The sequence below is a fragment of the Amycolatopsis balhimycina FH 1894 genome (assembly GCF_000384295.1).
Lineage (GTDB): Bacteria > Actinomycetota > Actinomycetes > Mycobacteriales > Pseudonocardiaceae > Amycolatopsis > Amycolatopsis balhimycina.
In genome coordinates this window covers 3,619,363-3,645,971 of record NZ_KB913037.1, presented here as the reverse complement: position 1 = coordinate 3,645,971, position 26,609 = coordinate 3,619,363, and the positions used below count along the sequence as shown (strand labels likewise).

Here is a 26,609-nt window from a genome sequence, read left to right as displayed (position 1 = left end):
GCCCATCATCGCACCGGCAGCCGGGCGCACACCCGGAATCCGCCGTTCTCCTTCGGCGACGCCGTCAGCTCGCCGCCGAGCGCCCGCGCCCGTTCGGCCATGCCCCGGATGCCGTTGCCCGGCGAGGCGTCGCCGCCGCGGCCGTCGTCGTCGACCTGCACGGACAGCGCGTCGGGGCCGTAGCCGAGCCGGACGACGACGGTCTTCGCGCCGGCGTGCTTGGCGACGTTCGTCAGCGCCTCTTGGACCACCCGGAACGCGGCGTGCTCGACGTCCGGCGGCAGGTCGTGCGCGACGCCGTCGATCTCGGTGCGCACGGTCAGCCCGGACGCGCCGACGGATTCGGCCAGCTCGGCGACCCGGGACAGCGACGGCCGGTCGGCTTGGCGGAGCATGCCGAGCGTCGCGCGCAACTCCTGCAGCGCGGTCTTGCTCGCGTCCTTGATGGTGCCGAGGGCCGCCTCGGCCTGGGCGGGGTCACGGCGGTGCAGCGCGGCGCCGGCCTGGACGTTGATCAGCGCGAGGTGGTGGCCGAGGACGTCGTGCAGCTCGCGGGCGATGCGCAGGCGCTCGTCGGTGGCCCGCGCCCGGGCCTCGGCTTCCTTGGTGCGCTCGGCCTCGGCGCGGAAGTGCGCGACAGCGCCGCCGGCGACCAGGGCGACGAACCAGCCGGTCATCAGGAAGAACGCGAAGTTGTCGACGTGCCGGCCGGTCCGCGAGCTGATTTCGCCCACGGTGACGCCCGCCATCGCGGCGACGACCAGCAGCGCGGCACCGCGGATCCGCCCGGCCGCGGCCGCCGCGTACAGCGCGTAGGCGAAGGCCAGCAGGACCAGGCCGTCCGGGTCGGTCAGGGGGTAGTAGACGGCGCAGCAAACGAGCGTTAACCCGGCGACGCTCAGCGGATAGCGTCGCCGGAAGAAGAGGGCGGCGCAGCAGAGGACGGTCAGCACCCAGCCGAGCGCGGCGTGGTGGGCGGGCTTGGCGCCGTCGTTCAGCACGGCGAACAGCGAGCCGACGAGCACCGCGACGGTGACCGCGAGCTCCGGCGCGCAACGCCGCAACCAGGACATGCGCCCAGTCTAGGAGTACGGCGTTACACCCGTGGCCATACTGGAACCGATTGTTTTCCAAAATCATTTCCGGTGTAACGGAGAACGGCTTTCGATCGACATCCGCCACGTTAATTCGTCATGCTAAGGAGTCCTCGTGCGGATGAAGTTCGGTGCGGTGCTGGTCGCGGGTGTCCTGGTCGCCGGGTGTGGGGTCGGTTCCGTGCCGCCCAAGGATTCGGGCAGTGTCGGCGTTCTCGAAACGCCGACATCGACGTATTCGACACCGACGTATTCCACTCCCGCGCCGGTCGAAACCACCACTCCGGTCGCGACGACTTCCGAAGCGCCGGTGGTCACCACGGCTCCGCCGGCCACGAAGGCGGCCGCGCCCAAAACGACCGTGGCCAAGCCGAAGACCACCGCGCAGGCCGCGCCGGAACCGGCCGCGTGCGGGGCCGACTACTACCGGAACTCCGACGGCAACTGCGTCCACCGGCCCAGCGACAACCCGTCGGGCGCCACCGCGCAGTGCAAGGACGGCACCTACAGCTACAGCCAGCACCGTTCCGGCACCTGCTCCGGTCATGGCGGCGTCAAGACCTGGCTGTGACGAGAGCACCATCAGAGCGGTAATCGCCCGGCGCGTAGGTACAGTGCATGAAGTTGCATGATGCTTACTAACTACGTGCTGGGGGTGTGCTGTGTCCCGTCCCGGACGGTCGGGTCGCGCGATCGTCGTGGTGCTCGCCTCCTGCGGGCTCGTCGCGTCGTTCATGCAGACGCTGGTCGTGCCGCTGATCCCGGTCTTCCCGCGGCTGCTGCACGCGTCGGCGGCCGACGCGTCCTGGGTGGTCACCGTGACGCTGCTGGCCGCGTCCGTCATCACGCCGGTCAGCGGCCGGCTCGGCGACCTCTACGGCAAGCGGCGGATGATCCTCGTCAGCCTCGGCCTGCTCATCGCCGGTTCGGTCGTGTCCGCGACGACGAGCGCGCTCGCGTTCCAGATCCTCGGCCGCGGGCTGCAGGGCTGCGCGATGGGCGTGATCCCGCTCGGCATCAGCATCATGCGCGACGAGCTGCCGCCGGAACGCGTCGGCGGCGCCATCTCGCTGATGAGCGCGACGCTCGGGGTCGGCGGCGCCATCGGGCTGCCGGTCGCGGCCGTCGTCGCCGAGAACGCCGACTGGCACGTGCTCTTCTGGACCGCCGCTGGCCTCGGGCTGGCCTGCGCGCTCCTCATCGTCACCGTGGTGCCGGAGTCGCCGCTGCGCACGCCCGCGCCGTTCGACTACTTCGGCGCGTTCGGCCTGGCCGCCGGGTTGCTGTGCCTGTTGCTGCCGGTGGTCAAGGGCGGCACGTGGGGCTGGACCAGCGTGCCGACGCTCGGGCTGGTCGCCGCGGCCGTCGTCGTCCTGCTCGCCTGGGGCGCCTACCAGCTGCGCCGCCGCGACCCGCTGGTCGACCTCCGGGTGTCCGCCCGCCGCCCGGTGCTGTTCACGAACCTCGCGTCGATCATGGTCGGGTTCGCGTTGTACGCCATGGCGTTGTCGTTCCCGCAGCTGCTGCAGGCCCCGGCGTCGACCGGCTACGGGCTGGGCCAGACCATGGTGGAGTCGGGACTGTCACTGGCCCCGAACGGGCTGGTGATGATGCTGCTCTCGCCGGTTTCGGCGCGGCTCATCACCCGGTTCGGCCCGCGCCCGACGCTGATGAGCGGCGCGCTGGTGATCGCCGCCGGGTACACGTTCGCGATCGTGCTGATGGGCAACGCGTTCGAGCTGATCACGGCGTCGGTGATCATCGGCGCCGGGGTCGGCATCGCGTACGCGGCGATGCCCGCGCTGATCATGGGTTCGGTGCCGGTCACCGAAACGGCGTCGGCGAACGGCCTGAACTCCCTGATGCGCTCGGTCGGCACGGCGGTCTCGAGCGCGGTCATGGCGGCGATGCTGGCCCAGCTGACGATCAGCGTGGGCGGACTCCCGGTGCCGTCGCTGTTCGGCTTCCGCGCGACGTTCGCGGTGGCCGCGTTCGCCGCGCTGGCGGGTGCGCTGCTGGCGGCGCTGGTCCCGAAGACGCGGACCGCGCCGGAGCTGGTCGCCGTCTAGTTCTTGCGCGCCACCAGCGCCAGGCCGCCGCTTTCCGAAGGGTTCGGGTGGGCTTCGTCCGGGCGCCACTCGGGAATGAACACGATGCCCGGGTCGACGATCTCGAAGCCGTCGACGAGGGCATGGAGCTCGTCGGCCGAGCGCGGCGTGACGGGGTTCGCGCTCTGCTTGTACATCTCGACGGCGCGAGTAGTGCCTTCACTCTGCTGCTCGTAGGTCGCCGACGACAGGGCGAGGTAGCTGCCGGGCGCGAGCGCGTCGCGGTAGGCGGCGATCAGCCGGGCCGGGTCGCGGGAATCCGGGATGAAATGCACGAACAGCGCCATCACCACCATCACCGGCTGGTCCAGGTCCAGCATCATCTCGGTGGTGTCGTGTTCGAGGACGTCGTCGGGGAACTCGGCGTCGGCGTGCACCATCGCCGCGTTCTCGTTGTCCTCCAGGACGATCTCGCTGTGCGCGACCGCGACCGGCTCGTTGTCGACGTAGACGACCCGCGCCTTCGGGTCGACGGCCTGGGCCACCTCGTGCACGTGCCCCACGGTCGGCATGCCCGAGCCGATGTCGAGGAACTGCCGGATGCCCTGGTCCATCCCGAACCGGATGACCCGGCGCAGCCACTGCCGGTTCAGCCGCGCCCGCTCCCGCGCGTTCGGCTGCGCGGTGAGCACCTGCTCGGCGAACATCCGGTCCACGGCGTAGTTGAGCTGCCCGCCGAGGATGTAGTCGTACACGCGCGCGGCGTTGGGCTTGTCGAGGTCGATGCCCCGCCGCGCGTGCTCGTCTTGGCTCATCCGCCGCTCCCTGATCAGGTGCCCCGAGAATAGCCGCACCCGCCCGTCAGCCCGCGAGGTGACTCTTGTCGTTCAGTGTGCGCAGCGTGCGGTTGTGGAAGTAGTCGTCCTCGTGGAGCACGGTGACGCTCCCGGCGCTCGACCGGAAGCGGCGTGAGCGCAGGCCTCGACCGGCAGGCCGAGCCAGGCACCGACGACCGGCTCAGCGAGCCGCCGTGGGTGACGACCACCTGCCGGGTGGGTGCGGACGTAGACCCCCGCACTAGATCTTGCGGGCGACCAAAGCCAGCTGGCTGGCTTGCTCCGGGTGCTTGCCGACTTCGGCGGGGTCGTCCGGGCGCCACTCCGGCGTGAACACGATCCCGGGCGGGAGGATCTCGAAGCCGTCCAGCAGCGCGCGCAGCTCCTCCTTCGACCGTGCGACGACGTCGGTGCCGCTCTTCTGGTACAGCTCGGCCGCGCGGCGCACCTCCTCGCCCTGGCCCTCGAACGTGCCCGACGACAGCGCCAGGTAGCTGCCCGGCACGACCGCGTCGCGGTAGGCCGCGACCAGCCCGGCGGGGTTGCGCTCGTCCGGGATGAAGTGGATGAACGCCGCCATGATCACCATCACCGGCCGGCTGAAGTCCAGCAGTTCCTCGGTCGTCGGGTGCTCGAGGACGTCGGCCGGGAACTCGGCGTCGGCCTGCACCATCGCCGCGTTCTCGTTGTCCTGCAGCACGATCTCGCTGTGCGCGACCGCGACCGGCTCGTTGTCGACGTAGACCACCCGGGACGACGGGTCGATCGACTGGACGACCTCGTGCACGTGCCCGACCGTCGGCATGCCCGAGCCGATGTCCAGGAACTGGCGGATGCCCTGCTCCGCGCCGAAGCGCACGGCGCGGCGCAGCCACCGCCGGTTCAGCAGGGCCAGGTCCTTGGCCTCCGGCCGCACCTGGAGGATCTGCTCGGCGAACATCCGGTCGATCGCGTAGTTGAGCTTGCCGCCGATCAGGTAGTCGTACACGCGCGCCGCGTTCGGCTTGTCGAAGTCGATCCCGCGCTTCGCGTGTTCGTCGGTCATCGTCGCTCCTCGCCGTCGGTGTGACGGGAGAATAGTCCGGGTTCTACAGCAGCGGCGGCACCACGGCGTCGATGAGGTGCGGACCCGGCTCGGCGAAGGCCCGCTGCAGCTGGTCCGAGAGCTCTTCGGCGGTCGTCGCCCGCGATGCGGGCACGCCCAGGCCTTCCGCGATCTTCACGAAGTCCATGTCCGGCCGGGACAGGTCGAGCAGGTCGTTCGCCTTCGGTCCGTTCGCGGCCGCGCCGACGCGCTGCAGCTCCAGCCGCAGGATCGCGTACGCGCGGTTGTTGAGCAGCACCGTCGTGACGTTCAGGTTCTCCCGCGCCTGCGTCCACAGCGCCGAGATCGTGTACAACGCGCTGCCGTCCGATTGCAGGTTCAGCACCGGCCGGTCGGGCGCGGCGATCGCCGCCCCGGTCGCCACCGGCATGCCGTAGCCGATCGCGCCGCCGGTCAGCGTCAGCACGTCGTGGCGCGGCGCGCCGGCCGTCGCCATCGGCAGCATCAGGCCGGACGTGTTGGCCTCGTCGGCTATGATCGCGTTCTCCGGCAGCAGCGCGCCGATCACATCGACCCAGTTCTGCGGGGTCAGCGGACCGCTCGGCAGCGCGGGCCGGGATGCCGGCGCCAGCGCGGGTTCGGTGTCCGCGGCGACGAGGTCCGCGACCTCGTTCAGTGCGCGCGTGACGTCCTGGCCGACCGCCGCAAGCGTGTGCACCTGGGCGCCGTCCGGCACCAGGTCGCTCGGCTTGCCCGGGTAGGCGAAGAACGACACCGGCGCCTTCGTGCCCGCGACGACGAGGTGCTGGACCCCGTCGAGCTGGTAGGCGACCTGCTCGGCGAGGTAGCCGAGCCGCTCGATCGTCGGCAGGCCCGTGCCGCGCTCGAGACGGGACGGGAACGTCTCGACGAACACCTTCGCGCCGGTCGCGCCGGCGATCCGGCTGGCCGCGCGAAGCCCTTCCTCACGGCACGCGCCACCGCCGATGAGCAGCGCCACCGACTCGCCGGTGCCGAACACGGCGGCGACGTCTTTGACGGTGGTCGCGTCGACGGCCTGCGGCACGCGCGGCGGGACCGGCGCGCACGTCTCGCCGCCTTCGCCCCACGATGCGTCGGCGGGCAGGATCAGCGTCGCGACCCGGCCGGGCGCGTCCTGCGCGGCGGCGACCGCGGCGGCGGCGTCCGCCCCGACGTCCTTGGTGTGCTCCGAGCGGCGGACCCAGCCTTCCAGCGAGCCCGCGATGGCCTCGATGTCCGATTCCAGCGGCGCGTCGTACTGCTTGTGGTAGGTCGCGTGGTCGCCGACGACGTTGACGATCGGCGTGTGCGCGCGGCGCGCGTTGTGCAGGTTCGCCAGGCCGTTGCCCAGGCCGGGGCCGAGGTGCAGCAGCGTCGCGGCGGGCTTGCCGGCGATCCGCGCGTACCCGTCGGCCGCACCGGTGACGACGCCTTCGAACAGCGCGAGCACACCCCGCATCTCCGGAACGGTGTCGAGCGCGGCGACGAAGTGCATCTCCGACGTGCCGGGGTTCGCGAAGCACACCTCGACGCCGGAGTCGACCAGGGTGCGGATCAGGGACTGGGCGCCGTTCAGCTCGCTCATGCGCGCACCTCGCTGACGCTCGGCGCGGCCTGAGCGGCAAGCGCTGTGTTGAATGATTCGTTCGCAGGCTCACTCATGCGGTTCCTTCGGGGAAGAGAACGCCGGGGTTGAGGATCCCGGCGGGGTCGAAGCTCTGCTTGATCCGGCGCATCAGCTCGATCTTCGCCGGGTCTTCGAGTTCCTGGTGGTAGCCGGCCTTGGCGCGGCCGAGGCCGTGCTCGCCGGAGATCGCGCCGCCGAGCTCCATGCCGTAGGCGAAAATATCGGTGAGCAGCTGCTTCCGCTTGGCCGCGTCCTTGCAGAAGATCGCGAAGTGGACGTTGCCGTCGCCCGCGTGCCCGCAGCCGAGCGCACCGCCGCCGGCGGCCATCGCGAGCTCCCGCGCCTTGGCGATGAACTGCGGCATCGCGGTCCGCGGCACGACGACGTCGATCACGTCGTCGGCGCCGGCCGCCTTCGCGGTCCAGAAGGCCTTCTCGCGAGCCTCGATGAGCTTGCGCGCCGAGCTGCCTTCGAGGACGTAGACGTCGGTCGCGCCGAGTTCGCCGAGCAGTTTGCCGACGGTCTCGACGTCTTCGTGCAGCCGTCCGGTCTCGCGGTTTTCCAGCGCGACCACGAGGTACGCCTCGCTGGTCTCGCGGATCTTGTCAGGCACGCCGAGCTCGAGCTTCTCGTTGTAGACGATCGCCGCCATGGTCAGGTTGTCGATGTACTCGAGGATGTGCGGCGCGAGCCCGCTGGAGAGGATCTCCGGCACGGCGGCCATCACCTGGCCGAAGTCGCCGAAGGGGGCGAGCACCGTGGCGCCGTGGGGCAGCCGCGGGTGCAGCTTGACGGTGATCTCGGTGGCCAGCGCGAGGGTGCCTTCGGAGCCGATGATCAGCTGGGTGAGGTCGTAGCCGGTGGAGATCTTCGACGTCTTGCCGCCGGTGCGGATGATTTCGCCGGTCGGCAGCACGGCCTGCAGGCCGAGGACGTTGTGGCGGGTGACGCCGTACTTCACCGCGCGCATCCCGCCGGCGTTGGTCCCGACGTTCCCGCCGACGCTCGCGCTCAGCTCACCGGGGTAGACGGTGTAGCTGAGCCCGGCTTCGGCGGTCTTGGCGTCGAGTTCGGCGAGGGTCACGCCGGGCTGGACGACGGCGACGTGGTTGCCGGTGTCGACTTCGAGCACGGCGTTCATCCGCTCGAAGGAGATCAGCAGCCCGTCTTCTCTCGGCCGGGCGGCCCCGGACAGCCCGCTGCCGGATCCGCGGGCCGTCACGGGGACGTCGTGCTCCGAAGCGGCCTTCAGCAGCTCCGCGACTTCTTCGGCCGTTGCCGGCTTCACCACGTACGCGGGCTTCTGTGGCTCCGCCGTCAACGCTTCGTCGTGCGCGTAGTCCTCGGAGATCGCTTCGCCCGTGAGCACGTTCTTGTCCCCGACGATCTCGGCCAGCCGTGCCGTCACGTCGCCCATCGGCAGTCTCTCCTCCGCGCTGTCGCTGTGGTTACCGCAGCGTAGTACGTACCGCCGGTACGCCGCTATGAAGGTTTTTCACGTTTCTGCGCGGAGGAGCTTCCGTGGTCAGTTCGACGTGGTCAGAGCCCCCTGAAGCAGTGTCAGTGCTTGCCGGGCGACGACGTTGAACAGGCCCATGGTCGTGTCCGGCCGCGCGAACACGACCAGCAGGATGGGTTCCTGCACGGGAAAGACGCAGACGTGCCCGAGAGAGCCCTGGAACATGGCGCCCCGGGCCTCGCCGAGGCCGGCTTGTCCGACGAACCGCGTGGCGAGCCCGACGGAGGCGGCGGCCATGGCCGCGACGCTGTCGTCTTCGATCTCCTGGGTGTCGCTGGCCAGCAGCAGGCCGTCCCGGCTCGCCACCAGGAGCCCGGTGATGTTGACCCGGTCGACCTTGTCGCGGATTTCCTGAAGTGCCTTGGCCGCGGCCTTGGCGTCGGGGTGGGGTTCACGGAGCTTCTGCTGCGCCGGGACGCTCTCGGTGCTCCTCTGTCCGCGTGTGGGCAGAGGAGCCGGAGTCCCGGGTACGTCCGCCTGCATCCTGGTCACACGACCAGCTCGGCTTCGATTTTCTTGAGGTGGTGGCGCGCCAGCGCGAGGTTGGCCCGCTCCCGGTCCAGAACGAGGTACAGGAACAGTGAGGAGTCGTTTTTGCTCCCTTGCAGCAGCCGGATCAGGTGATACTGGCGGCGCAGCGTGATGAGGATGTCCTCGATCTGGTCGTTGAGCCTGAGTGCGGAGATCACTCTGAGCTTGGACCGGACGACTTCGGTGTTGCCGGCGGCCGCGGTGTCCAGGTCCAGCCAGTCGCCGCCACCCAGTGTGCCGAGTGCCATCCCGCTCTCGTAGTCGACCAGTGCCGCGCCCACCGCACCAGAGATGGAAAGGGCTTCCTTCAATGCCGTTTCGATGTTCATGGGGCTCACTTCTCCTCGGCTCCGGCGACGCACAGGCGTGGTCAGGTTCGATCACCCTAGAGTTGACCGATGCGTCCGGATATCCCTGAACGGCGTAATCACGCTAGACTGTTCGCGTTAACAACAGCGGGTAATGTCACGTAGAGTGGTTCTGCTTTGATTTAGCTCAGACTAAATCTCTGGTGGGTGACGCGAGTGGCGGCGAAGCTTCCGGCATGACCACGACGTACACCTTCGAAGACGGCTTTTCGGTGCGGCGACTGGGTTTCGGCGCCATGCGGCTCACCGAATGGGACCACGTGAAAGCCGGCGCCGAGACGGTCGCGCGCCGGGCGGCCGAGCTCGGCGTCACCTTCTTCGACACCGCGGACGCCTATGACCTGGGCCTGAACGAACGACTTCTCGCTGACGCGCTGCACCCGTACCCCGGCCTGCTCATCGCGACGAAGTGCGGGCACGCCCGGCCGAGCCGCGGCGAGTGGGTTCCGCTGGGCCGGCCCGAATACCTCCGGCAGCAGGCGGAACTTTCGCTCCGGCGCCTGCGCGTCGAACGCCTCGACCTGCTGCAGCTGCACCGGCTCGACCCGCAGGTACCGCTCGCCGACCAGGTCGGCGCGCTCGCCCGGCTGCGGGACGAGGGCAAGGTCGCGCGGATCGGGTTGTCGGAGGTCAGCGTCGCGCAGCTGGCCGAAGCGCGGGCCGTCGCGCCGATCGCGAGCGTGCAGAACCGCTACAACCTGACCGACCGCGCGTCCGACGACGTCCTCGCCTACTGCGAGCGCGAGGGGATCGCTTTCGTGCCGTGGCTGCCGATCGCGCGGGGTGACCACGCGACGGCGGGCGGCACGCTGGCCAAGGTCGCGGCCGGCGTCGGCGCGACGCCCGCGCAGGTGTCCCTCGCCTGGCTTCTCCGCCGTTCGCCGGTCGTGATCCCGATTCCGGGGACGTCGTCGATCGCGCATCTCGAAGAGAACTGCGCCGCCGCGGACGTGGTGCTTTCCGACGACGACTTCGAGCGGCTGAACGCGCTCAGGTGAACCGGCCCGGCCGCGGATACCCCGCGGCCAGGCCCCGTTCCGGGCGTTCAGGCTCGCGCGAACGAGAGCGTCTCGCCCTCGACACCCCGCAGCCAGAGGTCCTGCGCGGCCGCCGCCATCTCGGCCAGGCCCTCCTCGATCGTGGCGAACACGTTGCCCGGCACCCAGCCCGCGTCGCCGTTGATCAGCAGGTTGTTGCGCCCGTAGAAGATCGCCAGGTCGGTCGCGCCCTGGTCGCTGTGCGCCTCGCTGCCTTCGTCGTAGCCGTAGGCGGGGTTGCCGATCTCCCAGGCCGCAAAGCCGAAGTACACGACGTCGCCGGGGATCGGCGTGATCGTCGGGTTCTCCCGTCCGGGCTTGGGCTCCGCGAACGGCGGCACGAGTGTGTAGACCTCGTTGCGCGCGTATTTCGCGTGGTAGGCGGACCCGCTCTGCGGCAACGCGTCCCAGACGGCCTTGCAGGTCCGCGGGGCCTCGTCGTCCAGCAGCCGGGCACGGCAGGAGACGCCGCGCTTGTCGAGGGTGATCGTGATGTACCGGGCCATGCTCAGCTCCCCGTGACCGACGCGACGACGTCTCCCCAGACGCGCAGCGCGTCGTCGACCTGCTCGGCGGTGACGACCAGCGGCGGCACCATGCGGACGACGTTCATGTACGGCCCGCACGTGAGCAGCAGCAGGCCGTTCTTCGTCGCCGCCTGCTGCGCGGCCTGTGCGGTCGCCGTGTCCGGCTCGCCGTCGGCGGTGGTGAACTCCGACCCGACGAGCAGCCCGAGCCCGCGCACCTCGCCGATCGACGGCGTCTTGTCCGCGATCACCCGCGCGCCTTCGAGCAGCTGGCGTCCGCGTTCGGCGGCGTTCTCGACCAGGTTCTCCTGCTGGATGACTTCGAGCGTCGCGATCGCGGCTGCGCACGAAACGGCGTTGCCGCCGTACGTGCCGCCCTGAGAGCCGGGGAACGCCTTCGCCATCAGCTCCTGCGAAGCGGCGATGCCGGACAGCGGGAAGCCGCTCGCCAGGCCCTTCGCGATGAGGACGATGTCCGGCGAGACGTCGAAGTGGTCGTGGCCCCAGAACTTCCCCGTGCGGCCGAAACCGGTCTGGATCTCGTCGACGACGAGCAGGATGCCGTGCCGGTCGGCGCGCTCGCGCAGCCCCGCCATGAACTCGGTGTTCGCCGGGACGTACCCGCCTTCGCCGAGCACGGGTTCGACGAACATCGCGGCGGTCTCGTTCGGCGCGCTGACGGTCTGGAACAGGTAGTCGAGCTCGCGCAGCGCGAACTTCGTCGCGGTCTGCTCGTCCCAGCCGTAGTGGTAGGCGTAGGGGAACGGCGCGACGTGCACACCCGCCATCAGTGGGCCGATGCCGGCACTGAACCGCGTCCCGGACGTCGTCATGGTCGCGGCGGCGACCGTCCGGCCGTGGAAGCCGCCCTGGAAGACGATGACGTTCGGGCGTTTCGTCGCCTGCCGCGAAAGCCGCAATGCCGCTTCGACGGCTTCGCTGCCCGAGTTCGCGTAGAAGAGCGAGTCGAGCCCGCTCGGCAGGACCTCGCCGAGCCGCTCGGTCAGCTCGAGGAGCGGCTTGTGCATGACCGTCGTGTACTGGCCGTGGACGAGCTTGCCGATCTGCTCCCGCGCGGCCCGCACGACGTGGGGGTGGCAGTGCCCGGTGCTCGTGACGCCGATGCCGGCGGTGAAGTCGAGGTGGCGTTTGCCCTCGACGTCGTAGAGGTAAACCCCTTCACCGTGGTCGACCACGACGGGCGTTGCCTGCTTGAGCAGCGGAGAGAGCTGGGCCACAGCGTGCTCCTCGGTCGGTCTGAGCGGGTTGTCGATTGTTGACAATATCCATAGCATGGCCCCGGGACAACACGTGAGGAGCAAGTCGGGATGAGCGCGAGCACCGAGTCCGGCGTCGTCGAGGCGGTCGGCAAGGAACTGTTCATCGGCGGCAAATGGGTCGCCGCCCAGGACGGGAAGACCCTCGCGGTGGTCGACCCGGCCACCGGTAAGGAGCTGTGCCACGTCGCCGACGCTGCACCGTCGGACGGCGTCGCGGCGCTGGACGCGGCCGTCGCAGCGCAGGCCGATTTCGCCAAGATGGCGCCCCGCGAGCGCGGCGAGATCCTGCGCCGGGCCTTCGAGCTGCTGATGCAGCGTCAGGAGGAGCTTGCCCTGCTGATGACCCTGGAGATGGGCAAGCCGCTCGCCGAGTCGAAGGGCGAGATCGCCTACGCCGCGGAGTTCTTCCGCTGGTTCGCCGAGGAGGCCGTCCGCATCGACGGCGGCTTCGCCACTGCCCCGAACGGCGTCGGCCGGTTCCTCATCACGAAGCAGCCGGTCGGCCCGACGCTGCTGATCACGCCGTGGAACTTCCCGATGGCGATGGGCACGCGCAAGATCGGCCCGGCGGTCGCCGCCGGCTGCACGATGGTGATCAAGCCGGCCGCGCAGACGCCGCTGTCGATGCTCGCGCTGGCCGGCATCCTCGCCGAGGCGGGACTGCCCGAAGGCGTGCTCAACGTCCTCACGACCAGCGACTCCGGCGGCGTGATGGAGCCGCTGATCCGCGACGGGCGCGCCCGCAAGCTCTCCTTCACCGGCTCGACCGGCGTCGGCCGCAAGCTGCTCGAGCAGTGCGCCGACAAGGTCTTGCGGACGTCGATGGAGCTGGGCGGCAACGCGCCGTTCCTGGTCTTCGAGGATGCGGACATGGACGCCGCCATCGAGGGCGCGATGCAGGCGAAGATGCGCAACATCGGCGAGGCGTGCACCGCGGCGAACCGCTTCTACGTGCAGCGCGGCGTCGTCGAGGAGTTCGCGCGGCGGCTGACCGAGCGCATGCGGGCCCTGCCGATGGGCCGCGGTACCGAGAAGGATGTCGTGGTCGGCCCGCTGATCGACCAGAACGCCGTGGCCAAGGTGACCGAGCTGGTCAAGGACGCCACCGACCGCGGCGCGAAGGTGCTCACCGGCGGCTCCGGCGTCGACGGCCCCGGCCACTTCTACCAGGCCACCGTGCTCACCGACGTCCCGCAGGAGGCGCGGCTGACGCACGAGGAGATCTTCGGGCCGGTCGCCCCGATCACGCCGTTCGACACCGAGGAAGAGGCGGTGGCGAAGGCGAACGACACCGAGTTCGGGCTGGTTTCCTACGTCTTCACCAGCGATCTCAAGCGGGCGCTGCGCGTCTCCGAGGCCCTCGAAGCCGGCATGATCGGGCTCAACCAGGGCATCGTGTCGAACCCGGCGGCACCGTTCGGCGGGATCAAGCAGTCCGGGCTCGGCCGCGAAGGCGGCTCGGTCGGCATCGACGAGTTCCTCGAGACCAAGTACATCGCGGTGGCCCTGTGACGGCCTACCGCTTGGCGAGCATCCCGGGTGACGGGATCGGCGTGGACGTCACGGTCGAGGCCCGCAAGGTCCTCGACCGGGCGGCCGTCCTCTTCGACTTCGCGTTGGAGTGGAACGAGTTCGACTGGAGCTGCGAGCGGTACGCCCGGCTCGGGTCGATGATGCCGGACGACGGCGTCGAGCAGCTCTCGGCGTTCGACGGGATCCTGCTCGGCGCGGTCGGCTTCCCCGGCGTCCCGGACCACGTTTCCCTGTGGGGCCTGCTGATCCCGCTGCGGCGCGCGTTCCAGCAGTACGTCAACCTGCGGCCGGTGCGGCTGCTGCCCGGCACGACATCGGTGCTGGCCGGGCGGAAGGCCGAGGAACTGGAGCTGGTCATCGTCCGCGAGAACTCCGAAGGGGAGTATTCGGCGATCGGCGGACGGCACAACGCCGGCCGGCCCGACGAATTCGTGCTGCAGGAGTCGGTTTTCACGCGCGTCGGCGTCACGCGGATCATCCGGTACGCGTTCGAACTGGCCCGGACGCGGTCTTCCCGCGTCTGCTCGGCGACGAAGTCCAACGGCCTGATCCACTCGATGCCGTTCTGGGACGAGATCTTCGCCGAGGTCGCGGCGGAGTTTCCGGACGTCCACAGTGAACAGATGCACGTGGATGCCTTGGCGGCGCGGATGGTCCAGGCGCCGGATCGCCTCGACATCGTCGTGGCGTCGAACCTCTTCGGCGACATCCTGAGCGACCTCGCGGCCGCGATCACCGGCGGGCTCGGCATGGCACCGTCCGGAAACATCAACCCATCGGGTGAATTCCCGTCGATGTTCGAGGCGGTCCACGGGAGCGCTCCGGACATCGCGGGGCAAGGGATCGCGAACCCTGTGGCACAGATCCTGGCGGCCGCGATGCTGGTCGAACACCTGGGCGAAATCCTTGCCGCGCAAGCGATCCGGGCCGCGGTGGACCGCGTGCTCGACGAGGGCCGAGTGCGCACCCCGGACCTCGGCGGCACGGATACCACAGAACGGCTCGGCACGGCGGTGGCCGAAGCGCTGGGCTGAGTTTTTGTCGGTGCCCTCCGGCACGGTGGCCACGAGCCCACCGAGGGGGAGGAGACACCGATGTGCTGGCAGTGCGACAACCCGGACCGGCCACAGTCCGAATACCTGATGCTGCTCCGGGACGGCGTGGCCGACCGGGGCTGGCTCGTGCAGGGAGTGGAAAGATCCGGCCTGTACCCGCCATGGGCCTACACGATCGGGCTCAGCGGGTTCGGCCTGCCGGAGCTGGTCGTGACGGGCCTGCCCATGCGGGTGGCGGGTGACCTGCTCAACGGCATGGCCGAACACGCCCTGCACGCGTCGCCACCTTCGCCGGGGGAACGCATCCCGCTACGGGGCGGTCCGCTGGTCGAGGTCGTCGCGCTCGCGGAACCGTCGGCGCACCTGGTGTTCGCGGTCGCGCTGTTCGGCCCGGAAATCCGTGCGCTGCAACTGGTCCACGCGGACGACCAGGGCCGCTGGCCGTGGTCACCCGACTTCCGCGACGGCGAAGGCGGCCAGCCGGTCCTGGGGGTGCGCCGTGCCCGCTAAGTGCCCGTGCGCCGTGCCGGTCAACTGCTTTCCGGAACCCGTGCCGGCCGTCCATGCCCGCGTGTCGTCCTTCGTGGTCCGCGAACCGGCCATCCGAGTACGTGTGTCGACCCTGCGAACACGCGCGTCGGCTCTCCGATCACGCGTTTCGGCGCTCCGGTCACGCGTTTCCCGGCACCGGCGGGGCGTGTCCGCCCCTGAGGCTGGTGCCCGGCGCAAGCCGCTGCACGGCGTCCTCCATGTGGGCCTCCAGCAGCGCCAGCGCCGTCTCTTCGTCGCCGTCCCGCAGCGCCTGGATGAGCTTCGTGTGCTCTTCCACGCGTTCCTCGACCCGCTGGTACGTACTCTGCAGCGCGGTCAGGCACATCCGGGTCTCGATGAGCAGCGTCCGGGCCATCCGGACGAGCCGCTTGCTGCCGGAGGCGTTGATGAGGGCCTCGTGGAACTTGAGGTCCGCGGTGGAGAGCGCGTTCGGGTCGTCTTCGCTTGCGGCGGTCGCCATCTCGACGACGGTCTGATCGAGCAGGTCGGCGATCCGGTCACGGTCCCCGCCGCGCAGGGCGCGGAGCATGGCGGCGCGTTCGATCGCCGAGCGAGCTGCATAGATGTCGTAGACGTCGCCGGGCTCGAGGTCGATCACGAACAGCCCGCGGTGCCGTTCACTGCGCAGGAGCCCCTCGGAAACCAGATGCTGCATGGCTTCCCGGAGCGGCCCCCGTGACACCTGGAACCGTGAGGCCAGCTCGGTTTCGCCGAGCTGGGTGCCGGGCGGGAGGGCGCCGGCCATGATCGCGTCCCGCAGCTGGCGCGCGATGACGGCGGCCGTCGACTCGCGGCTGACCGGTTCGATCTCGGGCAGCGTGCCCGGTGGCAGGGCCATGTCAGGCGCTCCCGTCCGGCCGGTGCCGGAAGAGCGCGCCGAGCGAGCGGACGAGCCGGTGCTGCCCGGTCAGGCGCAGGCCCTCCCAGACGGTGACCTGGTTGGCGGTCAACACGGGCTTGCGGAGCGCGGCTTCGACGGCGTTGATCTCGGCGAGGGTGCGCATGGCGGTGTCCGGCACGAGGACGGCTTCGGCGTCTGGGTGGTCGTGGCTCACGGCGAGCTCGACGACGGCCTCCGGACTCATCGCGCCGACTTCGGCGGCCGTGATGATGTCGGCGCTGGCCATCGTGACGACCTCGATGCCGCCGGCCCCGAGGAAGTCTGCGAACAGCCGGCCGATGTCGTCCGGGTAGCTGGCGGCGACGGCGACCCGTTTGATGTCCATGGCACGCGCGGCGTGCACGAACGCGAAGGAGGTACTGGAGGCCGGGACCCGGGCGACGGCGGCGAGGCGGTCGGCCTGGTCGCGGGCGCCCTCCCAGCCGTAGACGAAGCTGCCGCTGGTGCACGCCCAGATGACCGCGGCGGGCTCGTGCTTCGCGAGGAGGGCGGCGCCGTCGGCGAGCCGGGCCTCGCTGCCGAGGTCCAGCAGCTCGGCGAGCGCGTGCTTGTCGGTGCCGTAGATGTGCTCTACCGCCAGCCGGATGTCGCCCTCGTCGACGGCCATGCCGCCGAGCAGCTGCTCGGCCAGCGGGTAGTCGTCTTCGGCCGCGTGGTCGGGGTAGATGAAACCGATGGTGGTCACGGAACCTCCGGAGGGGACGCAAATTGTCGACAATCCTAGAGGGGTGGTCAAGGAAAACCTTTCACGACACGTCACGAAGCCACCTCCCGGGTCCGACGATGGGAAGGTTCATCCGGCGCAGGCACGCCCACATCGTCAGCTGGTTCGCGGTGAGCACGGGCTTGCCGAGGGCGGCTTCCAGCGGCTCGATCACGTCGTAGGTGGGAAGGTTGGTGCAGCTGACGAAGATCGCTTCGGCGTCGCCGTGGTCGGCGGCGAGGATGCGCTCGGCGATGGTCCGGTAGCTGACCTTCCAGATGCCGCCGCCCAGCCCGAGGTGGTCGCTGGCCACGGTCTCGACGCCCAGCTCGGCGAGGAAGTCGTGCAGGGCGCGGGTGAGGTCGGCGTCGTACGGCGTGAGCACCGAGACGCGGTGGAGGTCGAGCTGCGTCAGCACTTCGGCCAGCGCGCCCGAGGTGGTGACGGCGTCCGGCGCGCCGGCGTCGCAGATCGCCTTGGTCAGCGAGCGCTCGTAGTCGACGCCGTTGACGAAGCTGCCCGACGTGCAGAGGTAGGCGACGACCTCGGGCTCGACGTGCAGCACGTCGCGGGTGGCGCCGGCCAGGTGGTGGCTGTCGCTGACGAGGCGGGCCATCTCCATGCTGACCGGCACCGGCTCGTACGGCGTGCGGGCGAGGTGGAGGGAGACCTCCATCGGCACCCAGCGCCAGAGCTCGCGCTCCAGCGCGAGGTCGAAGGGGGCGATCACGCCGATGCCGCGTTGCGCCAGCGGGCCCTCGAACGCCAGGAAGTCGAAATCCAAGGCTCAGCCTCCGGAATACGTCTGTACGTGACACGTCCGGTGCTCCGGGGGTCGTTCCTCGGATTGTTGACAATCATACGAGTGACTTTTACCGTGTCAACGTGATCGCCTCGGAAGACCGGGAAGCTCCCGTCCTGGCAGTGCTCTGTGGCGAGTCCCGCCCACCGGACATGCGTGCTGTCGAATCCGGGGCGGTCGTGCGTTACACGGATGCGGCAGGCCTTGCTGAAGCGTTGTCCGGAGCGGACGCCCTCTTCGTCTACGACTTCCTCTCCACGGCGGTGCCGGGTGCCTGGCACGCGGCCGACCGGCTGCGCTGGCTGCACATCGCCAGCGCGGGCGTCGACCCGGTGCTGTTCCCCGGGCTGCGGGAGAGCGACGTGGTCCTGACGAACTCGCGGGGCGTCTTCGACGACGCCATCGCGGAGTACGTGCTGGGCGTGGTGCTCGCCTTCGCGAAGGACTTCGCACGGTCGCACGACCTGCAGCGCGAGGGGCGCTGGCTGCACCGGGAGAGCGAGCGGATCGCCGGACGTGAGGTGGTCGTCGTCGGCACCGGGCCGATCGGCCGGGCCATCGCGCGGCTGCTGCGCGCGGCCGGGATGCGGGTGAGCGGTGCCGGGCGCCGTGAGCGCGTCGGCGATCCGGACTTCGGCGTCGTCCACGAGTCCGCGCGGCTCACGGAGTTCCTTCCGCACGCTGACTACGTCGTCGCCGTCGCGCCGCTGACCGGGCACACCAAGGGCATGTTCGACGCACGGGCGTTCGCCGCGATGAAGCCGTCGGCGCGGTTCGTCAACGTCGGCCGCGGCGAGCTGGTGGTGACGTCCGACCTGGTCGCGGCGCTCGAAAAACGGACCATCGCCGGGGCCGCGCTCGACGTGTTCGACACCGAGCCGCTGCCGCCGGACAGCCCGTTGTGGGGCATGCCCGGCGTGCTGATTTCGCCGCACATGTCCGGTGACTTCGCCGGCTGGCGCACCACGCTGGTCGAGGTGTTCACCGAAAACTTCCGCCGCTGGCGCGCTGGGGAGCCGCTGCGCAATGTCGTCGACAAGACGCTCGGCTACGTGCCGTCGGGGAACCAGGGAGACGGATGAACGACAGGATGCTGACCGCCAGCGAGCTCGTCGCCGCCTACGCGACCGGTGAGCTGTCACCGATCGAGGCGACGCAGAACGCCCTGCAGGCCATCGAAGCCCGCGACGGCGAGTGCAACGCGTATTGCCTCGTCGACGCCGACCGGGCGCTGGAGCAGGCCAAGGCGTCCGAGATCCGCTGGCGGGACGGCAATCCGATCGGCTGGCTCGACGGCGTGCCCGCGTCGATCAAGGACATGTTCCTCACCCAGGGCTGGCCGACCGTCCGGGGTTCGAAGAGCATCAGCCCGGACCAGCCATGGGACGTCGACAGCCCGGTCGCGGCACGGATGCGCGAGGCCGGCCTGGTGCTGCTGGGCAAGACGACCACGCCCGAGATCGCGTGGAAGGGCGTGACCGACAGCCCGCTGTGCGGCATCACGCGCAACCCGGCCGACCCGTCGAAGACGGCGGGCGGGTCGAGCGGTGGCAGCGCGGCGGCCGTCGCGGCCGGGATGGGCGAGCTGTCCGTCGGCACCGACGGCGGCGGTTCGGTGCGGATCCCGGCGTCGTTCTGCGGGATCGTCGGGCTCAAGCCGACCCACGGCCGGATCCCGCTGTACCCGGCGAGCCCGTTCGGCCCGCTCTCGCACGCCGGCCCGATGGCGCGGTCGGTCGACGACACCGCGTTGCTGCTGGACGTGCTGTCGATGCCGGACCACCGCGACCCGTCCGCGCTGGCGCCGCCGGTGGCGTCGTTCCGCGAGGCGGTCCGGCGGGACGTGCGCGGCCTGATCGCGGCGTTCTCGCCGACGCTCGGCTACGTCGACGTCGACCCGGAGGTGGCCGCGATCGTCGCGGCGGCAGTGCGCGCGCTGGGGGACGCGGGCCTGCACATCGAGGAGAACGACCCCGGGTTCGCCGACCCGAAGCCGGCGTTCGACATCCTGTGGTCCTCGGGTGCGGCGAAGCTGCTCGGCACGTTCCCGCCGGGTTCCGAGGCGCGGACCGACCCTGGTCTGCGCAAGGTCTGGGAACTGGGCCGCACGTGGACGGCGAGCGACTACCTCGACGCGACCGCCGAGCGGGCCGCGCTGGGCATCCTGATGGGCGAGTTCCACACCCGCTACGACGTGCTGATCACCCCGACCGTCCCGATCGCGGCGTTCGAGGCGGGACACGACGTGCCGCCGGGCAGCGGGCTGAGCGAGTGGCCGGAGTGGACGCCGTTCACGTACCCGTTCAACATGACCCAGCAGCCGGCGATCAGCGTGCCGGCCGGCCGCACGTCGGCGGGGCTGCCGGTCGGCCTGCAGATCGTCGGGCCGCGGCACTCGGACGACCTCGTGCTGGCCGTGGCGAAGCTCCTGGAGGAAGTGCGGCCCTGGGCCGCCGCCTGACCACACTTGAGGGTGAAACCCGGTCCGCGGCGACGGAAGCTGTGCCACTGTCGGCCGGGTGAACGCTCAAGGCTGGCGCTACGAACGAGCCATCCCGACCGTCGACGTCACCGGCAAACCGACCCGGGTGGTGGTCGGCCTGGTCGAGCAGGGCGACCGGCTGGCCGCGGCCCTGAGGGTGGACGATGGCAAGGCGGCGCTGGTCCCCCTGGAAACGGGCGGCGAGCTGTTGAAGGCGCTGCGCGAGACGCTGGAGAACTGGTGGCGCCTCGACGGCCACAGTGACCTGACGTCAGGACCCCGCGTCGGCCGGTAGAGAACGCGTGGTCCGGTAGCGGCAATGCGCTCGGCGTGGAAAGCAGGCTGCACGTGAGGCCGGGCCACGTCGGGCAGGCGCGCCGGGAGGTTGCGCAGGTGGGACCGGGCGGCAGGCGCGCCGGGGAGGCTGCTCACGACGGAGCTCGGCCCCGGAAGGGGCAGGCCGCGCAGGGCAGGTCAAGCCGAAGAGGCCGCGCCGGGCAGGCTTTGCAGGGAAGCCTGGTCAGGCCGGGCGGGCACGGCCCACCCTGTCCCGGGGGTTGGCCCCCGGGACAGTCTATCGGCGGGTCCCGACGATCCTGGCTTTCAGACGGCTCAGTGCTGGAGTTGTCCACATTCGGGCAGGTCTGTGGACAACGCTGCGGTCAGCCGAGACCAAGACCGTGTCCGAGACCAAAGGTCCAGGCCCCAGTCCGAGACCAAGCCTTAGACGAGGCCGAGTTCGCCCAGCCGGCGTCGTCCGGTTTCGGTGATGCGCAGGACTCTTCCACCTGGGCGGCGGCGCACCCAGCCCGCGCCGAGCAGTGCCGTCAGCAGTGCTGTCCCCAGCGCTCCCGCGAGGTGCACAGTCCTGTGGGACCAGTCCAGGCACCCGCGCACGGCCGGTCCCGCGTCCGGCAGCTCGCTGATGCCCAGCGCCACCAGCAGTGGGTGGTCGAAACTGTGCAGCACGCCCGTCTCACCCGGCGCCAGGTCGCCGATGACTCCGTCCTCGCGCAGCGCCATGGCGATGTCGATGCCCAGCTGCCCGGCCAGGTGGCCGTAACACGCGCGGGCGCGTAGCAGCGGTCCGGCGGGTGGGTCGGGCTGGAGCCGTTCCGGCAGCCGGGGTGGGGCGAGTGCCGCCAAGGTCTCCACCAGCTGGGCCACCTCCGGGCCGGCGAGCCTGTGGAGGCGTTGTCGGCCCGCTTCGGCCACCTGGACCAGACCCGATTCGCGTAGGCGGCGCAAGTGGGAACTCGCCGTCGACGGCGCGATCCCGGCGACCGCCGCCAACTTCCGGGCGGTGTGCGCGTCGCCGTCCATCAGCTGCAGCAACATGGCCGCTCGTGCCGGCTCGCCGATGGCCTGGGCGACCGACGCTATGTCGGGCTCAGCGGGCATCGCGTCAGCGTAGCCTCGGAACAGTTCGCTCCGGATCGAACCATTCCTGTGGCACCCTGCGGCCGTGACTGATCGCTACTTCGAGGACTATGTCCCGGGCGTCACCTACGAGTGCGGCAGTGTCGCGGTGACCGAGGCCGAGATCGTCGAGTTCGCCCGGCGCTACGACCCGCAGGACTTCCACGCCGATCCGGCCGCGGCGGCGGGTGGCCCGTTCGGCGGGCTGATCGCCAGCGGCTGGCACACCGCGAGCCTGATGATGCGGCTGTACGCGGACCACTATCTGTCCACTGTGTCCAGTCTGGGCAGCCCGGGCGTCGACGAGCTGCGCTGGCCGCGTCCGGTGCGTCCGGGCGTCGTGCTGCGGCTGCGGGCCACCGTGACCGAGGCGCGGCGCTCCCGTTCGAAACCCGACCGGGGGCTGGTGCGCACCCGCGTCGAGCTCGTCGACGGCGGCGGCGACATCGTGTTCAGCGCGAGCCTGCTGAACCTCATCCTGGTGCGCCCGGGCTGACCGGCGCGCGCCGGACCAGGGTTCGCACCTGACGGCTGCACAACACGAGCGCGGTCGCGCCGACGATCAGTGCCGCGCCTCCGAGCAGTGTCGCCTCGCGGCCGGCATGCTCCGCCAGGGGACCGGCGGTGATCTGGCCGAGCGGCATCGCGAGGAACGAGCCGAGCATGTCGTAGGAGTAGACGCGGGCGAGCTTGTCCGGCGGGATGTGCTCCTGCAGCGACACGTCCCACGCGACGGCGAACTGCTCGATCGTCACGCCCGAAAGGAACATCGCCGCCAGCAGCGGCAGCAGATACGGTGTTTCGCCGAGGGCCAGCATCGGCAGCGCGTCGGCCATGACCAGCGCGACCCCGACCAGCAGGATCCGCCGTGGTTGCCAGTGCGCGGCGATGACGCCGCCGACCAGGGACCCGGCCGTCTGCACGGCCAGCGCGAGGCCCCAGCCGGTGCGGCCGAAGGTGTCGTCGGCGACCAGCGGGCCAATCACCAGCAACGCGCCCGCGTTGACCGCGTTGACGATCATGAACTGCAGTACCACCAGCCACACCCAGGACCGGGCGCGGAACTCGCGCCAGCCTTCGCCGAGCTCGGCGAGCGGACGGCGGCTGGGGAGCCGTTCGCCGCGCGGCAGCCGGATCCGGCTGTACGTCAGCGCGGCGGCGAGGAACAGTACGGCGTCCCCGGCGAGTGCCCAGCCCGAACCGGCGAAGGTGACGAGGACCCCGGCCAGCCCGGCGCCGGCGATGCGGCCGGCGTTCGACAGCAGCCGGACCAGCGCGTTCGCCTGGGCGAGCAGCGGTCCGGGCACGGTCAGCGGCGTGAGCGAAGCGGCGGCGGGCAGCGAGATCGCCGAGACGGCCCCGTTGACCAGGCTGAGCCCGATCAGCAGCGGGACGGACGCGAATCCCCACAGGACGCTCGCGGCGATGGCCGCCTGCGTGAGAGCGGCGGCGGTTGCGGTGCCCTGCAGGATCACCGATCGCGGCAGCCGGTCGGCCAGCATGCCGCCGAACAGGACGAAAAGCACGTTGGCGAGCGACCGCGCCCCGACGACGACGCCGAGGTCGACGGCCGAACCGGTGAGGTCCACCACGGCGAACGCGAGCGCGAACGGCGCGACGGCATTGGCGAAGTCGGCGAACGTCCGCCCGGTGACGAGGGCGCGGAACCGCGCTTCCCGCAGCGGGGCGAGCAGGGGCGAGGTCACGGAAGCTCCTCCGATCGGACGGGGCAGTCGGGACGTCGGGGCCGTGCGGGAATGGCAGGCGAGGCAGGGGCCGCGTGAGCGGGACGCAAGTCCGGGAAACTCACGCCGGATCCTCATCTCGGCCCGCGGGAGCGGTGAGTTCGAACAGCGCCACACTCGCGCTGACTCGCACGGTCCCCGGAGACCTCGGGGGCTGCGCCGCGTCGTGGAGTTCCTGGCTCAGCGCTGTCGCCTGCTTCAGCAGCCGCGACCACACCTCCGGGTCCACCCACAACTCCGCGTCGGTCAGTGAAGCCGGGCGGTCCGAGGCGCGCTGCCCGGCCCGGCGGAGCAGCTCGTCCGCGATCGCCTTCGTCAGTAGCTGCTCCTCCGCCGGGTCGCGGCTGGTCAAGCGCTTGCCGGAGTGCGGATCGTGGCGGTAGCGCTTCGCCCGGCCGCCGCGGATGTGGACTTCCTCCGCCACCTCCAGCAGGCCTGCGTCGTGCAGCCGGCGGACGTGGTAGCTGATGTTCGCCTGGGTTTCGCCGAGTTCGCGCGCCGCCTCGGCCGCGCTCAGCGGGGTGCCTGTGAGCAGCGACAGGATCCGCAGGCGGAGCGGGTGGGCCAGGACCCGGAGGTGGTCGTGGGGCATGTTTCGAGTCTGCCACCACTGTCAAAGGGTTATTTGGGGGTCATGGTCCGCCGGCTAAAGCACGTACGACGTGCCATCCGCCGGCAACGTGGCCCCGGCGGCGAGCACGGCCGCGTGCTCGGGGGACGCCGGGTCCAGCACCGGGTTCGTGTTGTTGAGGTGCGTGAACGCCCAGCGCCCTTGCCGCCCGGCGATCCGGGCCAGGCTCGCCGTGATCGGCAGGTGCCCCATCGCGAGCTGGTCCGGTCCGCCGACGCCGGCCATCTCGTCCGATGCGAAGAACGTCCCGTCCAGCAGCACGAGATCCGCACCCGAGACGAAGGCGTCGAATCCGGCAGGCCAGCTACGAAGGCAGGGTGCGTACACCAGCACGCCGCCGGTCGCACGGTCCTCGATCCGGTAGGCGACCACCCAGGGCCCGTCCTGCGCGGCCGAGACGTACTTCGGTCGCTTGTCGCTGACCGGCAGCACGTCGACGCGCAACCCGGGGATGTTAACGGCGGATAACCAGCTCCAGCCGCCGTAGCCGTCGACGATGGCGCGAAACGGAGACAGCGCGGACAGCACCGGCTCCGGCGCCCACACCGGGAGCCCACCCGCTTCGCGCAGCATCAGCAGGCCCAGCGAGTGGTCGAGCTCGGCGTCGGTGAGCAGCACACCCCGCAGCGGGATCTCGCGCGGTCCCGGCCCGGCCCGCAGCTCCGGCGTCCCGAGGATCTGGGCCCGGATGTCCGGCGAGCAGTTGAGCAGGTACCAGCTCGCGCCGTCCGCGCTGATCGCGACGCAGTCCTGCGAGCGTGGCACCAGCCCGGAAACACAGAGGCGGCACGCGCAGTTCCACTGGGGACACCCGCCGCCCGCCGCGGTGCCGAGCAGGATCACCTTCACCGGCGCATGACCAGGTCGGTAGCCGGAGGACGGGCGAGCACCAGGTCGACGACGCCGCGCCGCGGCGACCGCGAGCACACCGGGTCGGTCGCCGCGGCGTCGCCGGTGAGCAGGAACGCCTGGCAGCGGCAGCCGCCGAAGTCGAGCCCGCGGCGGTCGCACGTGCGGCAGGGCTCGGTCATCCACTCCTCACCGCGGTAGGCGTTGAACGACGAGGAGCGGTACCAGATCTCGGACAAAGGCGTGTCCCGCACGGACGAAAGCGACAACGTCGAGATCGCCGATGCGGCCGGGCACGGTAGCACCGTGCCGTCCGGCGCCACGGTCAGCTGCCGCGCTCCCCACCCGTACATGCACGGCTTCGGGTACGGCTCGTAGTAGTCGGCGACGACGTAGACGATCTCCATCGTGCCCCGCAAACGGGCAACAGCCGCGCGGACCACCGGCTCGGCCGCGGCGAGCTGCGCCGGAGTCGGCATCAGCGCGTCCCGGTTGCGCAGCGCCCAGCCGTAGTATTGCGTGTTCGCCAGTTCCAGCCGGTCGGCACCCATCCGCTCGGCCAGTTCGATGATCCCGGCGAGCTGGTCGTGGTTGCGCCGGTGCAGTACCACGTTCAGCGACAGCGGTAGCCCGGACGACTTCACCAAGGAAGCCGCGGCGAGCTTCCGGTCGAACGCCTTGGCGCCGGCCAGCAGGTCGGCGCGCTCGCGCGTCGCGCCCTGCGCCGACAGCTGGACGTGCGCCAGCCCGCGCTCGACGAGGTCGTCGAGCCGCGACGACGTCAGGCCGAGCCCCGAGGTGACCAGGTTGACGTAGCAGCCGAGCCCGCTCGCGTGCGCGACCAGCTCGGGCAGGTCCGGCCGGGCCAGTGGCTCACCGCCGGACATGTGCACCTGCAGCACGCCCAGTTCGCGGGCCTGGGACAGCACCGACAGCCAGTCCGCCGTGGACAGCTCGGCGTCGCGGGTGGTCAGTTCCACCGGGTTGGAGCAATAAGGACAGTGCAGCGGACAGCGGTGGGTCAGCTCGGCCAGCAGGCCGAGCGGCGGGCTCACGTCCATGCGACGACCCGCCGTTCGCCCAGCCGCGTCAGCACGGAAACGACGTCCTGCGCGACCACGCCGGAGTAGCGCTGCGAAAGCGCCGTCGTGATTTCGGTGACGGACCGGGCGCCGTCGCAGAGTTCGAGCACTGCAGCCGCTGTCGGGTTCGGCACCAGGACGCCTTCGGGGAACAGCAGCACGTGCGTCTCCCGGACGTGGTCGAAGGACAATCGGACACCTCGCCGGAGCTGCGGGACCGAGTCGGCGGTGATCACGCGGCCGCCCGTTCGATCGCGTCCAGCATCGACCACAGCACGTCGCACTTGAACGACAACGCCGCGATCGCGCGGTCCTGCTGTTCGCGCGTGACGCAGTGGCGGACGACGATGTCGAGGGTGTCCTTGCCTTCGCCGGAAACCTTGTCGATGCGGTTGGTGAAGTAGGCGAGGTCTTCGCGCGAGATCCAGGAGTAGTGCGCGAGCATGTCCGCGACGCGCTGCTGCATCAGGTGCCCGGCGAACATTTCGGTCAGTCCCGAGGCGACGGCTTCCCACCACGGTCTCGTGCGCGCGAAAGTCACGTACGCGTCGACGGCGAACCGGACGCCGGGCACGACGTGCCGTTCGTCGAGAACCTCGTCCCGGTCCAGGCCGGCCGCCGTGCAGAGCCGCAGCCAGCGTTCGATCCCGCCGGTGCCGGCGCTCGCGCCGTCGTGGTAGACGATCCGGTCGAGCCACTGGCGGCGGATCTCCGGCAGCGGGCAGTTGCTGATGATCGCCGCGTCCTTCTGCGGCAGCACGCACTGGTAGTACCAGCGGTTCGCCGCCCAGATCCGCAGCCCGCGCTCGTCGAGTTCGCCCGCGTGCAGCCGGCGGTGGAACGGGTGCGTTCCCCAGTACCGGCCGGAGAGTCCGCGCAGCTCGTCGATGAATGCGCTTTCCGGAAGTGGCTCGACCGGCAT

The 26,609-nt window shown here is 70.6% G+C and carries 29 protein-coding genes; 10 read left to right on the top strand and 19 right to left on the bottom strand.

The annotated features are described in order from the left end of the window. Positions 1–5: 5 nt before the first annotated feature. A complete protein-coding gene (locus A3CE_RS0115795; protein ID WP_020641065.1) occupies positions 6–1,073 on the bottom strand; it encodes a sensor histidine kinase in 1,068 nt (355 codons plus the stop codon). Positions 1,074–1,215: 142 nt separating this feature from the next. On the opposite strand from A3CE_RS0115795, the gene A3CE_RS0115790 reads away from it, so the two are divergent. Further along, positions 1,216–1,665, top strand: a complete 450-nt coding sequence (locus A3CE_RS0115790; protein ID WP_020641064.1) for a DUF3761 domain-containing protein — start codon at positions 1,216–1,218, stop codon at positions 1,663–1,665. A gap of 91 nt (positions 1,666–1,756) precedes the next feature. Then, positions 1,757–3,163 (top strand): MFS transporter, encoded by a 1,407-nt coding sequence (locus A3CE_RS0115785; protein WP_026468524.1) that lies wholly within the window; start codon positions 1,757–1,759, stop codon positions 3,161–3,163. Here the strand turns inward: A3CE_RS0115785 and A3CE_RS0115780 are convergent. The 6 genes from A3CE_RS0115780 to A3CE_RS0115755 all read right to left on the bottom strand — a co-directional run bounded on the left by A3CE_RS0115780 (position 3,160) and on the right by A3CE_RS0115755 (position 9,050). After that, complete coding sequence (locus A3CE_RS0115780; protein WP_020641062.1) at positions 3,160–3,957, bottom strand: SAM-dependent methyltransferase; 798 nt, start codon at positions 3,955–3,957, stop codon at positions 3,160–3,162. The two genes, A3CE_RS0115785 and A3CE_RS0115780, sit on opposite strands and share 4 nt — an antisense overlap. A gap of 262 nt (positions 3,958–4,219) precedes the next feature. Then, positions 4,220–5,023 (bottom strand): SAM-dependent methyltransferase, encoded by an 804-nt coding sequence (locus A3CE_RS0115775; protein WP_020641061.1) that lies wholly within the window; start codon positions 5,021–5,023, stop codon positions 4,220–4,222. A 43-nt stretch (positions 5,024–5,066) separates the two neighbouring features. Continuing rightward, positions 5,067–6,629 (bottom strand): acetolactate synthase large subunit, encoded by a 1,563-nt coding sequence (locus tag A3CE_RS0115770; protein WP_020641060.1) that lies wholly within the window; start codon positions 6,627–6,629, stop codon positions 5,067–5,069. A 73-nt stretch (positions 6,630–6,702) separates the two neighbouring features. Next, positions 6,703–8,088 carry an FAD-binding oxidoreductase gene (locus A3CE_RS0115765; protein ID WP_020641059.1) on the bottom strand — a complete coding sequence of 462 codons (1,386 nt, stop codon included), beginning with the start codon at positions 8,086–8,088 and terminating at the stop codon, positions 6,703–6,705. Positions 8,089–8,196: 108 nt separating this feature from the next. Next, positions 8,197–8,673 carry a roadblock/LC7 domain-containing protein gene (locus A3CE_RS0115760; RefSeq protein WP_020641058.1) on the bottom strand — a complete coding sequence of 159 codons (477 nt, stop codon included), beginning with the start codon at positions 8,671–8,673 and terminating at the stop codon, positions 8,197–8,199. A 5-nt stretch (positions 8,674–8,678) separates the two neighbouring features. Next, on the bottom strand, positions 8,679–9,050 hold the full coding sequence (locus tag A3CE_RS0115755; RefSeq protein WP_020641057.1) for a hypothetical protein: 372 nt from the start codon (positions 9,048–9,050) through the stop codon (positions 8,679–8,681). A gap of 215 nt (positions 9,051–9,265) precedes the next feature. On the opposite strand from A3CE_RS0115755, the gene A3CE_RS0115750 reads away from it, so the two are divergent. After that, positions 9,266–10,087 (top strand): aldo/keto reductase, encoded by an 822-nt coding sequence (locus tag A3CE_RS0115750; protein ID WP_026468522.1) that lies wholly within the window; start codon positions 9,266–9,268, stop codon positions 10,085–10,087. A gap of 47 nt (positions 10,088–10,134) precedes the next feature. Here A3CE_RS0115750 and A3CE_RS0115745 read toward each other — a convergent pair whose 3' ends face one another. After that, on the bottom strand, positions 10,135–10,632 hold the full coding sequence (locus A3CE_RS0115745) for a DUF3830 family protein (RefSeq protein ID WP_020641055.1): 498 nt from the start codon (positions 10,630–10,632) through the stop codon (positions 10,135–10,137). A gap of 2 nt (positions 10,633–10,634) precedes the next feature. Beyond that, complete coding sequence (locus A3CE_RS0115740) at positions 10,635–11,891, bottom strand: aspartate aminotransferase family protein (RefSeq protein ID WP_020641054.1); 1,257 nt, start codon at positions 11,889–11,891, stop codon at positions 10,635–10,637. A 90-nt stretch (positions 11,892–11,981) separates the two neighbouring features. Between A3CE_RS0115740 and A3CE_RS0115735 the strand changes: the two genes are divergently transcribed. The 3 genes from A3CE_RS0115735 to A3CE_RS0115725 are packed head-to-tail and all read left to right on the top strand — an operon-like array spanning position 11,982 to position 15,031. Further along, positions 11,982–13,445, top strand: coding sequence for an NAD-dependent succinate-semialdehyde dehydrogenase (locus A3CE_RS0115735; RefSeq protein ID WP_020641053.1), 1,464 nt, complete (start codon positions 11,982–11,984; stop codon positions 13,443–13,445). Further along, complete coding sequence (locus tag A3CE_RS0115730) at positions 13,442–14,500, top strand: tartrate dehydrogenase (protein ID WP_020641052.1); 1,059 nt, start codon at positions 13,442–13,444, stop codon at positions 14,498–14,500. The genes A3CE_RS0115735 and A3CE_RS0115730 overlap by 4 nt, the downstream gene beginning before the upstream one ends. 60 nt (positions 14,501–14,560) lie before the next feature. Then, positions 14,561–15,031, top strand: coding sequence for a DUF4262 domain-containing protein (locus A3CE_RS0115725; protein WP_020641051.1), 471 nt, complete (start codon positions 14,561–14,563; stop codon positions 15,029–15,031). Positions 15,032–15,191: 160 nt separating this feature from the next. Here A3CE_RS0115725 and A3CE_RS0115720 read toward each other — a convergent pair whose 3' ends face one another. The 3 genes from A3CE_RS0115720 to A3CE_RS0115710 all read right to left on the bottom strand — a co-directional run bounded on the left by A3CE_RS0115720 (position 15,192) and on the right by A3CE_RS0115710 (position 17,461). After that, positions 15,192–15,911 carry a GntR family transcriptional regulator gene (locus A3CE_RS0115720; protein ID WP_020641050.1) on the bottom strand — a complete coding sequence of 240 codons (720 nt, stop codon included), beginning with the start codon at positions 15,909–15,911 and terminating at the stop codon, positions 15,192–15,194. A gap of 1 nt (position 15,912) precedes the next feature. After that, positions 15,913–16,659 (bottom strand): maleate cis-trans isomerase family protein, encoded by a 747-nt coding sequence (locus A3CE_RS0115715; RefSeq protein WP_020641049.1) that lies wholly within the window; start codon positions 16,657–16,659, stop codon positions 15,913–15,915. A 61-nt stretch (positions 16,660–16,720) separates the two neighbouring features. Continuing rightward, positions 16,721–17,461 (bottom strand): maleate cis-trans isomerase family protein, encoded by a 741-nt coding sequence (locus A3CE_RS0115710; RefSeq protein WP_020641048.1) that lies wholly within the window; start codon positions 17,459–17,461, stop codon positions 16,721–16,723. A 101-nt stretch (positions 17,462–17,562) separates the two neighbouring features. On the opposite strand from A3CE_RS0115710, the gene A3CE_RS0115705 reads away from it, so the two are divergent. From A3CE_RS0115705 to A3CE_RS0115695, 3 genes are read left to right on the top strand one after another with little or no spacing between them, the layout of a single operon-like run. Continuing rightward, positions 17,563–18,561 (top strand): D-2-hydroxyacid dehydrogenase, encoded by a 999-nt coding sequence (locus A3CE_RS0115705; RefSeq protein WP_026468521.1) that lies wholly within the window; start codon positions 17,563–17,565, stop codon positions 18,559–18,561. Further along, entirely contained in the window at positions 18,558–19,940 is a 1,383-nt protein-coding gene (locus A3CE_RS0115700; protein WP_026468520.1) for an amidase, read from the top strand. Before A3CE_RS0115705 ends, A3CE_RS0115700 begins: the two co-directional genes overlap by 4 nt. Before the next feature lie 58 nt (positions 19,941–19,998). After that, positions 19,999–20,256: a hypothetical protein gene (locus A3CE_RS0115695; protein ID WP_020641045.1), complete on the top strand. Its 258-nt coding sequence runs from the start codon at positions 19,999–20,001 to the stop codon at positions 20,254–20,256. Positions 20,257–20,684: 428 nt separating this feature from the next. On the opposite strand, the gene A3CE_RS0115690 is transcribed toward A3CE_RS0115695, so the two are convergent. Beyond that, complete coding sequence (locus tag A3CE_RS0115690; RefSeq protein WP_026468519.1) at positions 20,685–21,362, bottom strand: ArsR/SmtB family transcription factor; 678 nt, start codon at positions 21,360–21,362, stop codon at positions 20,685–20,687. Positions 21,363–21,426: 64 nt separating this feature from the next. Between A3CE_RS0115690 and A3CE_RS0115685 the strand changes: the two genes are divergently transcribed. After that, the gene (locus A3CE_RS0115685; RefSeq protein ID WP_020641043.1) at positions 21,427–21,876 is read left to right on the top strand and encodes a MaoC family dehydratase; all 450 of its coding nucleotides are present in this window, start codon (positions 21,427–21,429) and stop codon (positions 21,874–21,876) included. Here the strand turns inward: A3CE_RS0115685 and A3CE_RS0115680 are convergent. From A3CE_RS0115680 to pqqC, 6 genes are all read right to left on the bottom strand, one after another. Further along, complete coding sequence (locus A3CE_RS0115680; RefSeq protein ID WP_020641042.1) at positions 21,854–23,086, bottom strand: MFS transporter; 1,233 nt, start codon at positions 23,084–23,086, stop codon at positions 21,854–21,856. The two genes, A3CE_RS0115685 and A3CE_RS0115680, sit on opposite strands and share 23 nt — an antisense overlap. A 100-nt stretch (positions 23,087–23,186) precedes the next feature. Continuing rightward, positions 23,187–23,717, bottom strand: coding sequence for an ArsR/SmtB family transcription factor (locus A3CE_RS0115675; RefSeq protein ID WP_020641041.1), 531 nt, complete (start codon positions 23,715–23,717; stop codon positions 23,187–23,189). Between the two features lie 54 nt (positions 23,718–23,771). Further along, positions 23,772–24,605 carry a pyrroloquinoline quinone biosynthesis protein PqqB gene (pqqB, locus tag A3CE_RS0115670; protein ID WP_020641040.1) on the bottom strand — a complete coding sequence of 278 codons (834 nt, stop codon included), beginning with the start codon at positions 24,603–24,605 and terminating at the stop codon, positions 23,772–23,774. Beyond that, positions 24,602–25,666 carry a pyrroloquinoline quinone biosynthesis protein PqqE gene (gene pqqE / locus A3CE_RS0115665; protein WP_020641039.1) on the bottom strand — a complete coding sequence of 355 codons (1,065 nt, stop codon included), beginning with the start codon at positions 25,664–25,666 and terminating at the stop codon, positions 24,602–24,604. The genes pqqB and pqqE overlap by 4 nt, the downstream gene beginning before the upstream one ends. Then, complete coding sequence (pqqD, locus tag A3CE_RS0115660) at positions 25,657–25,923, bottom strand: pyrroloquinoline quinone biosynthesis peptide chaperone PqqD (RefSeq protein ID WP_020641038.1); 267 nt, start codon at positions 25,921–25,923, stop codon at positions 25,657–25,659. Before pqqD ends, pqqE begins: the two co-directional genes overlap by 10 nt. Then, complete coding sequence (gene pqqC / locus A3CE_RS0115655; protein ID WP_020641037.1) at positions 25,920–26,609, bottom strand: pyrroloquinoline-quinone synthase PqqC; 690 nt, start codon at positions 26,607–26,609, stop codon at positions 25,920–25,922. Before pqqC ends, pqqD begins: the two co-directional genes overlap by 4 nt.

What these genes read in the sequence shown, in the direction of transcription:
- A3CE_RS0115795 (WP_020641065.1), bottom strand. Translation starts at nt 1,073, where the DNA reads ATGTCCTGGTTGCGGCGTTGCGCGCCGGAGCTCGCGGTCACCGTCGCG.
- A3CE_RS0115790 (WP_020641064.1), top strand. Translation starts at nt 1,216, where the DNA reads ATGAAGTTCGGTGCGGTGCTGGTCGCGGGTGTCCTGGTCGCCGGGTGT.
- A3CE_RS0115780 (WP_020641062.1), bottom strand. Translation starts at nt 3,957, where the DNA reads ATGAGCCAAGACGAGCACGCGCGGCGGGGCATCGACCTCGACAAGCCC.
- A3CE_RS0115775 (WP_020641061.1), bottom strand. Translation starts at nt 5,023, where the DNA reads ATGACCGACGAACACGCGAAGCGCGGGATCGACTTCGACAAGCCGAAC.
- A3CE_RS0115770 (WP_020641060.1), bottom strand. Translation starts at nt 6,629, where the DNA reads ATGAGCGAGCTGAACGGCGCCCAGTCCCTGATCCGCACCCTGGTCGAC.
- A3CE_RS0115765 (WP_020641059.1), bottom strand. Translation starts at nt 8,088, where the DNA reads ATGGGCGACGTGACGGCACGGCTGGCCGAGATCGTCGGGGACAAGAAC.
- A3CE_RS0115760 (WP_020641058.1), bottom strand. Translation starts at nt 8,673, where the DNA reads ATGCAGGCGGACGTACCCGGGACTCCGGCTCCTCTGCCCACACGCGGA.
- A3CE_RS0115755 (WP_020641057.1), bottom strand. Translation starts at nt 9,050, where the DNA reads ATGAACATCGAAACGGCATTGAAGGAAGCCCTTTCCATCTCTGGTGCG.
- A3CE_RS0115750 (WP_026468522.1), top strand. Translation starts at nt 9,266, where the DNA reads ATGACCACGACGTACACCTTCGAAGACGGCTTTTCGGTGCGGCGACTG.
- A3CE_RS0115745 (WP_020641055.1), bottom strand. Translation starts at nt 10,632, where the DNA reads ATGGCCCGGTACATCACGATCACCCTCGACAAGCGCGGCGTCTCCTGC.
- A3CE_RS0115735 (WP_020641053.1), top strand. Translation starts at nt 11,982, where the DNA reads ATGAGCGCGAGCACCGAGTCCGGCGTCGTCGAGGCGGTCGGCAAGGAA.
- A3CE_RS0115725 (WP_020641051.1), top strand. Translation starts at nt 14,561, where the DNA reads ATGTGCTGGCAGTGCGACAACCCGGACCGGCCACAGTCCGAATACCTG.
- A3CE_RS0115720 (WP_020641050.1), bottom strand. Translation starts at nt 15,911, where the DNA reads ATGGCCCTGCCACCGGGCACGCTGCCCGAGATCGAACCGGTCAGCCGC.
- A3CE_RS0115700 (WP_026468520.1), top strand. Translation starts at nt 18,558, where the DNA reads ATGAACGACAGGATGCTGACCGCCAGCGAGCTCGTCGCCGCCTACGCG.
- A3CE_RS0115690 (WP_026468519.1), bottom strand. Translation starts at nt 21,362, where the DNA reads ATGCCCGCTGAGCCCGACATAGCGTCGGTCGCCCAGGCCATCGGCGAG.
- A3CE_RS0115675 (WP_020641041.1), bottom strand. Translation starts at nt 23,717, where the DNA reads ATGCCCCACGACCACCTCCGGGTCCTGGCCCACCCGCTCCGCCTGCGG.
- pqqE (WP_020641039.1), bottom strand. Translation starts at nt 25,666, where the DNA reads ATGGACGTGAGCCCGCCGCTCGGCCTGCTGGCCGAGCTGACCCACCGC.
- pqqC (WP_020641037.1), bottom strand. Translation starts at nt 26,609, where the DNA reads ATGCCGGTCGAGCCACTTCCGGAAAGCGCATTCATCGACGAGCTGCGC.